Raw genomic sequence first — 12,291 nt, forward strand, 5'->3', positions numbered from 1 at the left:
TTCCCGGGCGGGGCCTCAGGTGTGGACCGGGCCGGCGCCCGCCCGCCACCGCTGGCCGTCGCGCCCCGACACCTCGGCGAAGCTGACGGAACCGAGCGCGTCCGGGGTCACGGCGTACCCCGGCCCGATCGCCGGGCTGATCAGTCCCCGGGGGCCGAACTCGAACCTGAGGTTCTTGCCGTTGTCCCCGTCCAGTGAGTCGCAGTCCCAGATGCCCACCCCGTCGTCGGTCGCCCCGCGACTGTCGAGGCACAGATCGGGGTCGGCGAACGACTGGAGGGCGTCCCGCTCGGAGTCCACGCGCCAGCGCTGGGTGGCGCGCGAGGAGCAGGTCGCCGTGACGACGTCCGTGCCCTTCTCCAACTCGCCCCGGATGTCCAGACACAGCCCCGAGGCGACGTTCACGACCTGGGTGTAGGAACCGTTCAGCGGCGGGCCGTAGGGCAGTTGCGGCGTCGCCGGACCCGACGTCGACGGAGTCGGACTCGGGCTCTTCGTCGGCTTCTCCTTCTCCGGCGGCTTCGAGGGGCTCTCGCTCTCGGAAGGGGACGCCGAGGGGGTCGGGCTCGCCGGAGCCGTCGGGGTCACCGGTCCCGAGGGCGGTGTGGCGGGCGTCCCGACGGAACCCGCGTTGTCGTCGGACGAGCCGACCGTGCCCGAGAACACCAGGAACGCCAGCAGTGGCGCCAGCGCCACGCCGAGGGCAACCGAGGTCAGCACGAGCCGCCGGGTCGGCGACCAGCCACCGCCGGGCGCTCCGGACTCCGGCCCTTCCCCGGCTCCGATTCCGTTTCCGTTTCCGGCCCCGGCCGTCATGCCGTCGGCTCCGGCCGACGCCCAGGAGTCGGCTCCGCCACCGATGCCGACCGCAGAGGTCCCGGCGGCGGCACCTGCCTCCGCGGCCCTGCCGGGAGGTCCGTCGCCGGAGGCTCCCCACGCCTCCGCCCCGGCGAAGGCGTCGGAGCGTGACCCCGCCTCCGCGCCCTGGCCGCGTACGAAGGCGGAGCCGGACCCGAAGCCGGAGTCGATGCCGGGCCCGGAGCCGACACCGGCGCTGTCGCCTCCGGTACCCGAACCGCCCGCACCAGGGCCGATGCCTGCGCCGACACCATCGCTCACACCGGAGTCGCCATCGGCGCCGGAGCCGGAATCAGGCCTCCCGCCCATGCCCACGCCCATGCCCATACCGGAACCGTCGCCCGAGCCGCCGCCTGCACCAGCACCCGCACCGGCGCCCACGTCAAAACTGACGCCGGGGCCGGACACGGTGTCGATGCCCGCCCCCGCCCAGCCGCCGGCTCGGGAGTCCGCCCCGGGGCTCGCCCATGGCTGCCCCGGCTGGGGCGGCTGGGGCGCGTTCCCGGCGCCCGTCCGCGCCCCGGCCTCCGGCTCGGCGAAGCCCGCTCCGCCGTACCCGCCGCCCCCGTCCCACGCACTCGCGCCGCTCCGCGCAGCGCTCGCTCCCCGCGTGTACGCCGTACCGCCCCAGGGCAACAGCCCCTCCGCGAGGGTCGTACGCGGGCTGTCGCGCAGGGCGCACAGTTCCTCGTACGCGCCTGCGCAGTGCCCGCAATGCTCCATGTGGGCCTGCAGATCGGTGCTGTGGCGGGGGGTGTCCGGGCGTACGGACTCCTCGATGAGCCGACGGAAGTCCTGGCAGCGCGGGTCGTCGGAGGCGGCGAGACGTGCTCGGAGACAGGCCTGGCGCAGGGCCTGGACCGCGGACTCCCGCTTGTACGTGACGTCGTCGGCGGTGAGGCCGAGCAGGACGGCCGTACGGTCGTCCGGTTCCTCCTCCACGACGCCGTACCAGATGAGGCCCTGCGGGCGGGGCGGCAGGGACTGGAACGCCGCGAGCAGGGGCGGGACGGGGCCGTCGGGGCTCGCCGCGTCCAGCACGGGGCGCAGGGCGGCGGCGAGGCCGGTCGCGTGTCCGTCCGCGGTCCACGTGGCGGCCACCCGGACGGTCAGCAGGAGCAGTTGATGACGCCAGGGGACGGCCGGCTCGACGCCACGCGCCGTCTCCTTGGTGGCCATGGTGAACGCCTGCGTCGCCAGCTCCCGTGCCGAGGACTCGCTCGCGGCGCACAGCCGGGCGTAGGCGAGGACCGAGGGGCGGTGGCGTTCGCGCAGTTCGCGCAGGGCCGTGTACGCGACCGGCGTGTCGGCGCGCAGCAGGGTGGTGAGCCGTGCGTCGGACGCGTCCGCGTGCCGGTGATCGGACCCGTCGTCGGGGCGTGCGCCCGGCGCGCCGGTGTCCTGATGGTCCTCATGGCCGTCGCCGCCGGGGCGCTCGTCCCGAGCCCGAGTCATCCTCGTGCCTCCTCGCACCCCCGTGTCCGCCCGTCGGCTTCTGACATACCGAACAGCCTGGCGCGTGACCATAGTGACGGAAGGTGAACGAGAGGGAAGGGGTTTCTTGCGGTAAGGGGGTGGGACGGGCGGCAGGCCGGCAGCAGTTCGGCCGGGTACGCCAGGAGTGTCGTGACTCCCGTCGCGCCCGGCCGATTTCCGTCATCGCGCGAGACACCGTTCGGCATGCCCGTTCGACGTGCCCATGCGGCGTCCCGTTCGGCGCGCCCGCGCTCACTCCTCCAGCGTCAGTCCCTTGCGCAGCCGTACCAGCGTGCGGGACAGCAGCCGGGAGACATGCATCTGGGAGATGCCCAGTTCGTCCCCGATCTCGGACTGCGTCATGTTGGCCACGAACCGCAGGGAGAGGATCTGCCGGTCACGCGGCGGAAGTTCGGCGATCAGCGGCTTCAGGGACTCGACGTACTCGATGCCTTCGAGCCCGTGGTCCTCGTAGCCGATCCGGTCCGCCAGCGCGCCCTCGGAGTCGTCCTCCTCGGGCTGGGCGTCCAGCGAGGAGGCGGTGTACGCGTTCGACGCCGCCATGCCCTCGACGACCTCGTCGTTCGTCAGCCCGAGGCGCTCCGCCAGCTCTCCGACGGTAGGCGCGCGGTCGAACTTCTGCGCGAGCTCGTCACCGGCCTTGGCCAGGTCGAGGCGCAGCTCCTGGAGCCTGCGCGGTACGCGCACGGACCAGCTGGTGTCACGGAAGAAACGCTTGATCTCGCCGACGATGGTCGGCATCGCGAACGTGGGGAACTCGACGCCACGGCTCAGTTCGAAGCGGTCGATCGCCTTGATCAGGCCGATGGTGCCGACCTGGATGATGTCCTCCATGGGTTCGCTGCGCGAGCGGAACCGGGAGGCGGCGAACTTCACCAGGGCCAGGTTGAGTTCGACGAGGGTGTTGCGCACGTACGAGTAGTCGTACGTGCCTTCTTCGAGGGACTCCAGCCGCTCGAAGAGGGTCTTGGACAGCGCTCGCGCGTCCACCGGCCCCACCTCGTCGTACGGGGGGATCTCCGGCAGGTCGGCGAGACCGTCGCCCGGATCGTGGGCGGGGCCGTCCTCGGTCGCTGCCGTCTCTTCCGGGGCGGATGCCGATGTCGCCCTCTGGGTATGCGATGCGTCGAGCCGGGGTGACATGATGTCCTCCATCGTTCTCGGCATATGGCCGCCGATGCCAATACGTGCACTGCGGTGTGCGGCGCCTCCAAAGCCGGCCGTGTCGATTCGTGTCACTACTAGCCCTACCCGGTTTCACGACGCCGTCGCAAGTGCGTACTGTGGCGAAATGTCCCTTTTCGAGGGATTGTTCGGGTGTCGGGGAGTGTGGAGAAGGCGTAGTGTTCGAGGGCGAGTCAGCAGTCACGACGGTCGGGAGAGAGACGGCATGGACCGTGGGACGGTCGGCAGCGCACAGTCGGGCCGACTACGGGTCGAGGTGCGGGAAGAGGGCTCCAGCGCCGTCGTGACCCCGGCGGGTGAGCTCGATCACCACACCGCCGATCTGTTGCGTGAGCCACTCGAGAGCTGCCTGGACAAGGGCTTCACCCGCCTGGTGGTGGACTGTTCGCGCCTGGAGTTCTGCGACTCCACGGGGCTGAACGTCCTGCTGGGCGTCCGGCTCAGGGCGGAGGCCGCGGGCGGCGGCGTCCATCTGGCGGGCATGCTCCCGGCGGTGGCGCGGGTCTTCGAGATCACCGGGGCGGACGCGGTCTTCACCGTCCACGACACCCTTGACGCGGCCCTGGGCGACTAGGGCGCGTTCCTCGTGTCCGAGGCCGGCCCCGGCCCCCCGTCCCGGCCGGGTTATTCGCGTCACATGTTCTATGCCGAAAACGTGGGTGTTCTGACGGTTCGCTCGGGCAGGAGACATCCTGAAGCGAAGACGACGACATGACGACGCAAGACAACGCGTGGCGACGTACGGCGGCGGGAGCGTGACGGCGGCGGACAACACGACAACACGCAGCAGAAGACGGTATGTACCGCGGGTCTCGTCCCGCACCCTTGATGAGTCCTGAATCGTGCACTGGTGAAGCGGTGAGGTGAAGCGCTGATGAGCACCACCCGGCCTTTCTCGCCGGGCGACCGCGGCCCGGAACCGGGTGCCGGCGGCGCTTCCGGGGAGCCCGGCGGAGACCCGCCCGAGGCCCCCGCCACGAGTCGTCGGACCCGGCGTCTCGGCTTCGACGGCGAGAGCGGAGTGGTGCCGCTCGCCCGTGACTTCACCCGTCAGGCGCTCCACGCGTGGGGATGGCTGCCGGCCGCGACCGCGGACCGCCGCGCGGCGGCCGAGGACGTCCTGCTGGTGGTGTCCGAACTGGTCACCAACGCGTGTCTGCACGCCGGTGGCCCCGCCGAGCTGCGGATCGGCTGCGACAACAAGGTGCTGCGGATCGAGGTGTCCGACCGGGGCACGGGAAACCCCGCGCCCCGGACCCCGCACCGGGCCGGCCGGCCGGGCGGGCACGGGATGTTCATCGTGCAGCGGCTCTGTCTGGACTGGGGGGTCGTACGGGCTCCCGGGGCGGCCGGGAAGACGGTGTGGGCCGAGCTGGGGGCACCGGCCTAGCGTTCCGCCGGGGGCGGGGCAGGCCCCGTCCCGCCGGGGCGGGCGCCGCTCGTCGCCGCGCGTCCGCCTGTCGCCGCACCTCCGCTCGCCGACACGGCCTCCGCTCGTCGACGCGCCTCCGACCGCCGACAGGCTCTGCCCGTCGACACACATCCGACACCTGCGTGTGTCTTCCTTCTCCAAGGGCCCCGGCGTACCTTGAGCCGCCGATCTGATGTTCCGTCAGAATGTGGGGTGCCGAGGTGTCGTACCGGACGTACCAGAAACGAAGCGCCGCGCTCGCGTGCCTCGCGGCCCTGGCCGGCTCGGCGGTGCTGATGGCCGCTCCGGTGGCCCATGCCGAGGTCGTGGACGTCGAGTACAACTGCAAGACGCCGATCGGGGACAAGTCCGCGGTGTCGCCGATCGACATCAAGGGGGTCGAGAGCGGCGACGACTACAAGATCACGATGTCCTGGCAGAAGGGTGTCTCGTCGAGCCCGGTCGAACTGGGCAAGGGCGCGATGACGCCGAGCGCCACGATCGAACTGGGCGGCGCCGACAGCGGCACGCTCACGGTGACCGGGCCGGCGAACCAGGAGGCGATTCCGGCCAACACACCGATCAAGATCAATGACCTGAGCGGCACCTACACCCCGAAGAAGACCGGCAAGGTCGACTTCACCGCGGGCGTCCTCACCATCAAGGCCCTCGGCACGGTGACGACCTGCACCCCCGGCAACGATCCCGGCCCGTCGCTGACGCTCGACGTCACCGCCGCGGGCGGCACGGGGGGCGGGTCGGACTCCGGGGGTTCGGGCGGCACGGGCGGTACGACGGGTACGGGCGGCTCGGGCGGGGAGCTCCCGCAGACCGGGCCCCTGGACTCGGCGGTCGCGCTCGGCACGCTCGGCGGCACCGTGCTGCTCGCCGGCGCGGCGGGGGCGTTGTGGGTGACGCGCAGGAACCAGGCGGTACGTCGCTGACGGGAGCCGGAACGTGATCAGTGGGCGGCGGATCCCGAGGTCGTACGCGATGCCGAAGTCGAAGTCGAAGTCGATGCCGGTGCCGCGGTCGATGCCGAGGTCGGTGTCGAGGTCGGTGTCGGCGATGGTGCCGACGATGGTGTCGGCCCTCGCAGTGGCGCTCATGGCGCTCATGGTGCTCGTGGCGCTCTTCGGGGGCGGGCCCGCGCAGGCGCACGCCCCGGCGCGGGCGGGCGCGGCGGCGGATCGGCCGACCGTGCACGTCTCCAAGCCGGAGGCGGGGACCGGTGGTTCGGTCACCGTGACCGGGTCCGGCTGGCGGCCGAAGGCGATCCTGATGGTGCTGATCTGCGGTCAGGCCTCACCCGCGCGGGGCGTGTCCGGCGGCACGGACTCCTGTGCCAACGCCGACGGACGGGCCGTGACCGCCGACGGCAAGGGCGGCTTCCGCCGGGAGCTGCCGGTGGCGGAGCCGCCGGTGCCGTGCCCCTGCGTCGTGCACGTCTCCACCATCACGGGCCCCGAGGCGGCGGCCGACGCGGCCTTCGAGGTGGCCGGGCACTCGGTCGAGCCCCTGCCGCGGGAGGCGTCCGGCGGGCGGCTGTCGCTCCTGACGGACGGCCGGCTGACGGGCGCGAGCGGGCTGTTGACCTGGTTCGGGGCGCCGCCCGCCCGCGAACTCGTCCTCACCGTCGGCAACGTCGGGACCTCCCCGGTGAAGAACCCCGTGTTCCAGGTCGGCACCTCCCACGGTGTGTTCGCGCCGAGGTGGGAGGAACAGCAGTGGACCGGCACCATCCGGCCCGGCAGCGAGGCCCGCGTCACCCTGCCCGTGGAACTCGCGGCCGGGGCCCACGGCGACTACACCGTCTCCCTCAAGTACGGCGGCAAGGTCCTCGCCGAACAGCCCTGGACCGTGGGCCGCCCCTGGGGCGTCACCCTCTTCTGGCTGATGCTCTGCCTCGTCGTCCCGGCGGCGCTGTTCCGGATCGGCATGGCCGCGGTGGACCGGCTGCGCCCCGCCCGCACGCCCCCCGCCGCGAAGCCACGAGGCCCGCGCACACCCCGACTCCCCGCCTGGCTCCCCACCCCGGGCCCCACCACCGCCGCGCACGCCCAGCCCCGTACCCCACAACCCTCATCACCCCCACCACCCCCGTCACGCACGACATCCGAGGCCCTGCCGTGGTTCACGCCGGACACGGAACCGGACACGGGCTCGGTGGCGGCACGGGCCGCGCGGCGCTCGTCGTCGCCGGAGGACGACTCCCCTTGAGGGGTGGGAAAAGAGAAGGGCCGCCGCATCTCCAGGTGCGGCGGCCCTTCCCGTGGACCGTCGCGCGGTCCGGTGGGTGTCGGTCTCAGTTGACGTCGCCCGTGAGGGCCCTCACCTTCTTGCGGTACATGTAGATCGCGAAGCCGGCGAGAACGGCGAGGGTGGCCTCGACGGCGACCATGCCGGTGCCGCTGAGGTCGAAGCCTCCGACGGCCGGGTTGGAGAGCAGACCGGTGATGGAGTCGCCCGCGGTGACTGCGAGGAACCACACGCCCATCATCTGGCTGGCGTACTTGGCCGGGGCCATCTTCGTCGTCACCGACAGGCCGACAGGGGAGAGGCACAGCTCACCGACGGTCTGGATGAAGTAGATGCCCACCAGCCACATCGGGCTGGCCAGAGTGCCGTCCGCAGCCATGCCCAGCGGGATCAGGAAGAAGAAGAACGAGACACCGATGAGCACCAGGGCCATCGCGAACTTCACGGCCGTGCTGGGCTCCTTGCCCTGACGGTTGAGCCACAGCCAGAGCCAGGCGAAGACCGGGGCCAGTGCCATGATGAACAGCGGGTTCAGCGACTGGTACCAGGAGGTCGGGAACTCGAAGCCGAGCAGCGAGCCGGCCACCTTCTGGTTGTTCGAGCCGAAGGCCTGGACCGTGGAGGCGCCCTGGTCGTAGATCATCCAGAACACGGCGGCGGCCACGAAGAACCATATGTAGCCGGTCATCTTCGACTGGTCGGCGGCCGTCAGCTCCTTGTCCCGCTTGATGCGCAGCAGCACACCGGCCGGGACGACCAGACCGATGACGGTCAGCGGGATCATCGCCCAGTTCAGGGTGAAGTGGCCGCTGAGGCCCACAGCGCCGTAGAAGACGGCCGCGACCGCCAGCCAGAGCAGTCCCTTGCGCAGCCAGGCGGTGCGCTCCTCGGCAGCGAGCGGCTTCGGGACCACGTCGCTCCGCGGGCTCAGGGTCCGGCTGCCGGCGAGGAACACGGCGAGACCGATCGCCATGCCGACCGCGGCCAGACCGAAGCCGAGGTGCCAGTTCACCTCCTGACCGACCGTGCCGATGGCCAGCGGGGCGAAGAAGGCGCCCGCGTTGATGCCCATGTAGAAGATCGTGAAGCCGCCGTCGCGCCGCGGGTCCCCGGGGCCGTCGTACAGGTGGCCCACCATCGTCGAGATGTTGGCCTTCAGCAGGCCGGAGCCGGCCGCGACCAGTGCGAGGCCCGCGAAGAACGGTGCCTGGCCGCCCGGCAGGGCGAGCACCAGATGCCCGGACATGATCGTGACCGCCGCGATCGTCACCGTCTTGCGGGGGCCCCAGACTCGGTCGCCGAGCCAGCCGCCGGGCATCGCGAGCAGGTACACCATCGCCGAGTAGACGGCGACGATCGTAGTGGTGGTGGCCAGGTCCATGGCCAGGCCGCCGCCCATGCTCCCCTTGCCGGCGTCGGGGCCGCCGGAGAGCAGGTAGACGGTGAGCAGGGCCTTCATGCCGTAGTAGGAGAATCGCTCCCACATCTCGGTCATGAAGAGAGTGGCCAGTCCGCGGGGGTGGCCGAAGAAGGTGGGTTCGGGGCCGGGGGTTCCCTGGCCGGCCGAGTCCTTCGTCAGGCTGGACGCCATGGTCGTTCCTTGCAGGTCGGGACGGCGTCGTGGGGGCGCGCGCCCGGTGGAGGGGCGGCCGGCACCGGTGGGCCGGGTCGTCCACCCCACGCCCACGGGGATCCCGCCCCGGATCACGGGACGGCGGACGGCGACCACCGGGATCCACGCCCTTCTACGCGCGTCAACGCATCGATGCGTCCCGCGTGTTCGGGGCCCGGCCACAGGTCATTACGCACAGAAAGGAGACCTTCAGCGGTTATATGTCGCCAAAGGTCCCCACGTGTCGCTACAGGCGTTCCGTCACCATACGTCAGAAGGCTGAGGGAAACGGAAGAGCTTGAGAGGCGGATCACAGGTAAGAAGACCGTCGTGAGCGCATATTCGAAGGTCATACGGGGTTTCGTGACGGGGTGACGCAGGGGGTGGCTCCGCACGGCGGGGCGCGGTGGCGGCATGTTCACGGGATCGGCGCGTGACCCGCACCGAAGCCGGGCGTCTTCTTCACACCCGCGCCCGGATCTTCACGGGGGAGGGACGAAACGCCCGTCGCAGTGGATCATGCCCGGGGAGAGTAAGGGAACCGTTGGACAAAGGTGTGAATCGCGCTTGCCGATCACCCTCCACCTGCGGTTCTTCTCGGACTACCATCACTCCATGACCCGTGTACTGCTCGCCGAGGACGACGCGTCCATCTCGGAGCCGTTGGCTCGCGCACTGCGCCGGGAAGGGTACGAGGTGGAGGTCCGCGAGGACGGCCCCACCGCGCTGGACGCCGGAATGCAGGGTGGCGTCGACCTGGTCGTCCTGGACCTGGGGCTGCCCGGCATGGACGGCTTGGAGGTGGCCCGCCGGCTGCGCGCCGAGGGGCACACCGTGCCGATCCTCATCCTGACCGCGCGCGCCGACGAGGTGGACACCGTCGTGGGCCTCGACGCGGGCGCCGACGACTACGTCACCAAGCCCTTCCGGCTCGCCGAGCTGCTCGCCCGTGTGCGGGCGCTGCTCCGGCGCGGTGCGGCGGAGCCGGCGCAACCGCCCGCCACGCACGGCGTGCGGATCGACGTCGAGTCGCACCGGGCGTGGATGGGCGACGAGGAACTCCAGCTCACCGCCAAGGAGTTCGACCTGCTGCGCGTGCTCGTGCGCGACGCGGGCCGGGTCGTCACCCGTGACCAGCTGATGCGCGAGGTCTGGGACACCACGTGGTGGTCGTCGACCAAGACCCTCGACATGCACATCTCCTGGCTGCGCAAGAAGCTGGGCGACGATGCGGCGAACCCCCGGTACATCGCGACGGTGCGGGGTGTGGGGTTCCGGTTCGAGAAGAACTGACCGGACGGGGCGCCCGACGGCTCGGGGGCGTCCGGCCCTGGCGCCGGGCGCCTTACCGGGCAGAGGCACACTGGTCCACGTAAAACACCCCGCCCGCCCGGAGGGCCCCCGTGCGTCGCCGTCTCATCCAGTCCACCCTCGCCGTGGTGCTCGTCGTCATCGCGGTCTTCGGTGTCTCCCTCGTCATCGTCGAGACCCGCACGATCAGCAACAGCGCCCAGGAACGCGTGGAGTCCGAGGCGGTCCAGCTGACGAGCATCGTGGACAGCCGCATCATCGGCGACGAACGGATCACCGCGGAGGTCCTCAGGGACCAGGTCGGCGACGAGCGCTACGCCCGGATCGAGATCCCCGGGCAGTCCACGATCGAGATCGGCGACAAGCCGGTCGGTGACGTCATCCGCCATGAGGCCAAGGGCGAGAAGGACGAGGTCGTCACCGTCGAGGAGTCCCGCTCGGCGGTCAGCCGCGAGGTCGGCCGTACGCTGCTGATCATCGCGGCGGTCGCCTTCCTCGCCGTCATCGCCGCGGTCCTCCTCGCGGTGCGCCAGGCCAACCGCCTCGCCTCCCCGCTCACCGACCTCGCCGAGACCGCCGAACGCCTCGGCTCCGGCGACCCGCGCCCCCGGCACAAGCGGTACGGCGTCCCCGAGCTGGACCGGGTCGCGGACGTGCTCGACGCCTCCGCCGAGCGCATCGGCCGTATGCTCACCGCCGAGCGGCGGCTCGCGGCCGACGCGTCCCACCAGCTGCGCACGCCGCTGACCGCGCTGTCGATGCGGCTGGAGGAGATCACCCTCACCGACGACATCGACACGGTGAAGGAGGAGGCGCACATCGCGCTCACCCAGGTCGAGCGGCTCACGGACGTCGTGGAACGGCTCCTCACCAACTCCCGCGACCCCCGCAACGGCTCCGCGGTCTCCTTCGAGCTGGACGAGGTCATCAAGCAGCAGCTGGAGGAGTGGCGGCCGGCCTACCGCAGTGCCGGGCGGGCCGTGGTCAGCTCGGGCAAGCGGCACCTCCAGGCCGTGGGGACGCCGGGGGCGGTCGCGCAGGTGCTGGCCGCGCTGATCGAGAACTCGCTCATGCACGGCGGGGGCACGGTGGCGCTGCGCACCCGGGTCACCGGGAACCAGGCGGTGATCGAGGTCACCGACGAGGGGCCCGGCGTGCCCGCCGACCTCGGGGCGCGGATCTTCGAGCGGGCGATCAGCGGGCGCAACTCGACGGGGATCGGGCTGGCCGTGGCACGGGACCTCGCGGAGGCGGACGGGGGGCGTCTGGAGATGCTTCAGGCGCAGCCGCCGGTGTTCGGGTTGTTCCTGTCGCGTACGCCGGTACGGACGCCTGCCGGCGGGGAGCGGCCGGTTCGGTAGCCCGGCGGCCATGTTGTCCTCGGTGGCTGGAGCGTAGGGGTTCGCGGACGGGTCGCGGCTCCGAGGCGCGGGAGGGCGACCGCGGGCCGGTGGGGCTTCTCGCGCAGTTCCCCGCGCCCCTGAAAAGCCGGGGCTGCGCCCCACGCTTTCCACCGCCGCAGACCGCCGCCGCAGACCTCAGCGGCGCTTGCCCGTCACCGTCCGTGGGCGGGCGGCCCCCTCTTCGAGGAACGATTCCGCGCTGGCCACCGCCTCGCGGGCCGGGAGGGTACGGAACACCCAGGTGCGGTAGGACCAGAAGCGGAAGAGGGTGGCGACGCCGATGCCGAGGAACTTGAAGATGTTGGACTGCAGCGGGCTGTCCCAGCCGAAGCCGTACGTGGCGGTGTAGAGGACGCCGTTCTCGATCACCAGTCCGACCGCGCTGAACAGCAGGAACAGCGACAGCTCCTTCGTACGGCCGCTCTTGTCACGGTCCCGGTACGTGAAGTAGCGAAAGCCCACGTAGTTGAACGCGATGGCGACGACCGTGGCTGTCACGCTGGCCCGGACCACCTGCAGATCGGTGGTGTGCCGTACGAGGTTGAACACCGCGAGGTTCACCAGGAGCCCCGCCCCGCCCACCGCGCCGAACTTGGCGACCTCCCGTACGAGCAGGTCGAACCGTCGACGCAGGGCGCCGCGGGGCTTGGTATCAGCCCCCGAGCCGGTGCCCGAGCTGGTACTTCCCATCGTGTGCGGCCCCCGTCGCGATCCGGGATGAGTTGATCTTCGGTCGAAATCCACTGGTTCAGCCA

10 protein-coding genes are annotated in these 12,291 nt (G+C 71.4%); 6 read left to right on the forward strand and 4 right to left on the reverse strand.

The features are described 5' to 3' along the window. Window positions 1-15 precede the first annotated feature (15 nt). Both J8M51_RS44965 and J8M51_RS44970 read right to left on the reverse strand, forming a co-directional pair. Complete coding sequence (locus J8M51_RS44965) at window positions 16-2,313, reverse strand: RICIN domain-containing protein (protein ID WP_086761064.1); 2,298 nt, start codon at window positions 2,311-2,313, stop codon at window positions 16-18. 273 nt (window positions 2,314-2,586) lie between these two features. Further along, a complete protein-coding gene (locus J8M51_RS44970) occupies window positions 2,587-3,510 on the reverse strand; it encodes an RNA polymerase sigma factor SigF (protein ID WP_086761066.1) in 924 nt (307 codons plus the stop codon). Between the two features lie 235 nt (window positions 3,511-3,745). On the opposite strand from J8M51_RS44970, the gene J8M51_RS44975 reads away from it, so the two are divergent. The 4 genes from J8M51_RS44975 to J8M51_RS44990 all read left to right on the forward strand — a co-directional run bounded on the left by J8M51_RS44975 (window position 3,746) and on the right by J8M51_RS44990 (window position 7,171). Next, window positions 3,746-4,114: an STAS domain-containing protein gene (locus J8M51_RS44975; RefSeq protein ID WP_086761068.1), complete on the forward strand. Its 369-nt coding sequence runs from the start codon at window positions 3,746-3,748 to the stop codon at window positions 4,112-4,114. A 300-nt stretch (window positions 4,115-4,414) separates the two neighbouring features. Beyond that, window positions 4,415-4,930, forward strand: coding sequence for an ATP-binding protein (locus J8M51_RS44980; protein WP_216591484.1), 516 nt, complete (start codon window positions 4,415-4,417; stop codon window positions 4,928-4,930). A 227-nt stretch (window positions 4,931-5,157) separates the two neighbouring features. Continuing rightward, on the forward strand, window positions 5,158-5,895 hold the full coding sequence (locus tag J8M51_RS44985) for a peptidase (RefSeq protein ID WP_267300065.1): 738 nt from the start codon (window positions 5,158-5,160) through the stop codon (window positions 5,893-5,895). 124 nt (window positions 5,896-6,019) lie between these two features. Further along, window positions 6,020-7,171: a hypothetical protein gene (locus tag J8M51_RS44990; protein ID WP_398858212.1), complete on the forward strand. Its 1,152-nt coding sequence runs from the start codon at window positions 6,020-6,022 to the stop codon at window positions 7,169-7,171. Between the two features lie 85 nt (window positions 7,172-7,256). Here the strand turns inward: J8M51_RS44990 and J8M51_RS44995 are convergent, their stop codons facing one another. Further along, window positions 7,257-8,801, reverse strand: coding sequence for a peptide MFS transporter (locus tag J8M51_RS44995; RefSeq protein ID WP_267300066.1), 1,545 nt, complete (start codon window positions 8,799-8,801; stop codon window positions 7,257-7,259). Between the two features lie 636 nt (window positions 8,802-9,437). Between J8M51_RS44995 and J8M51_RS45000 the strand changes: the two genes are divergently transcribed. Beyond that, entirely contained in the window at window positions 9,438-10,115 is a 678-nt protein-coding gene (locus tag J8M51_RS45000; RefSeq protein ID WP_028797028.1) for a response regulator transcription factor, read from the forward strand. A gap of 110 nt (window positions 10,116-10,225) precedes the next feature. Beyond that, the gene (locus tag J8M51_RS45005; protein ID WP_086755901.1) at window positions 10,226-11,494 is read left to right on the forward strand and encodes an ATP-binding protein; all 1,269 of its coding nucleotides are present in this window, start codon (window positions 10,226-10,228) and stop codon (window positions 11,492-11,494) included. 177 nt (window positions 11,495-11,671) lie between these two features. Here the strand turns inward: J8M51_RS45005 and J8M51_RS45010 are convergent, their stop codons facing one another. Beyond that, on the reverse strand, window positions 11,672-12,226 hold the full coding sequence (locus J8M51_RS45010) for a GtrA family protein (protein WP_086755900.1): 555 nt from the start codon (window positions 12,224-12,226) through the stop codon (window positions 11,672-11,674). Window positions 12,227-12,291 lie beyond the last annotated feature (65 nt).

Origin of the sequence: Streptomyces griseiscabiei (assembly GCF_020010925.1) — a bacterium.
Taxonomy (GTDB): Bacteria; Actinomycetota; Actinomycetes; order Streptomycetales; family Streptomycetaceae; genus Streptomyces; species Streptomyces griseiscabiei.

Coding starts and splice junctions, on each gene's coding strand:
- J8M51_RS44980 (WP_216591484.1), top strand. CDS start 4,415: ATGAGCACCACCCGGCCTTTCTCGCCGGGCGACCGCGGCCCGGAACCG.
- J8M51_RS44990 (WP_398858212.1), top strand. CDS start 6,020: ATGGTGCCGACGATGGTGTCGGCCCTCGCAGTGGCGCTCATGGCGCTC.
- J8M51_RS45010 (WP_086755900.1), bottom strand. CDS start 12,226: ATGGGAAGTACCAGCTCGGGCACCGGCTCGGGGGCTGATACCAAGCCC.
- J8M51_RS44970 (WP_086761066.1), bottom strand. CDS start 3,510: ATGGAGGACATCATGTCACCCCGGCTCGACGCATCGCATACCCAGAGG.
- J8M51_RS44985 (WP_267300065.1), top strand. CDS start 5,158: ATGTGGGGTGCCGAGGTGTCGTACCGGACGTACCAGAAACGAAGCGCC.
- J8M51_RS44975 (WP_086761068.1), top strand. CDS start 3,746: ATGGACCGTGGGACGGTCGGCAGCGCACAGTCGGGCCGACTACGGGTC.
- J8M51_RS44995 (WP_267300066.1), bottom strand. CDS start 8,801: ATGGCGTCCAGCCTGACGAAGGACTCGGCCGGCCAGGGAACCCCCGGC.
- J8M51_RS45000 (WP_028797028.1), top strand. CDS start 9,438: ATGACCCGTGTACTGCTCGCCGAGGACGACGCGTCCATCTCGGAGCCG.
- J8M51_RS44965 (WP_086761064.1), bottom strand. CDS start 2,313: ATGACTCGGGCTCGGGACGAGCGCCCCGGCGGCGACGGCCATGAGGAC.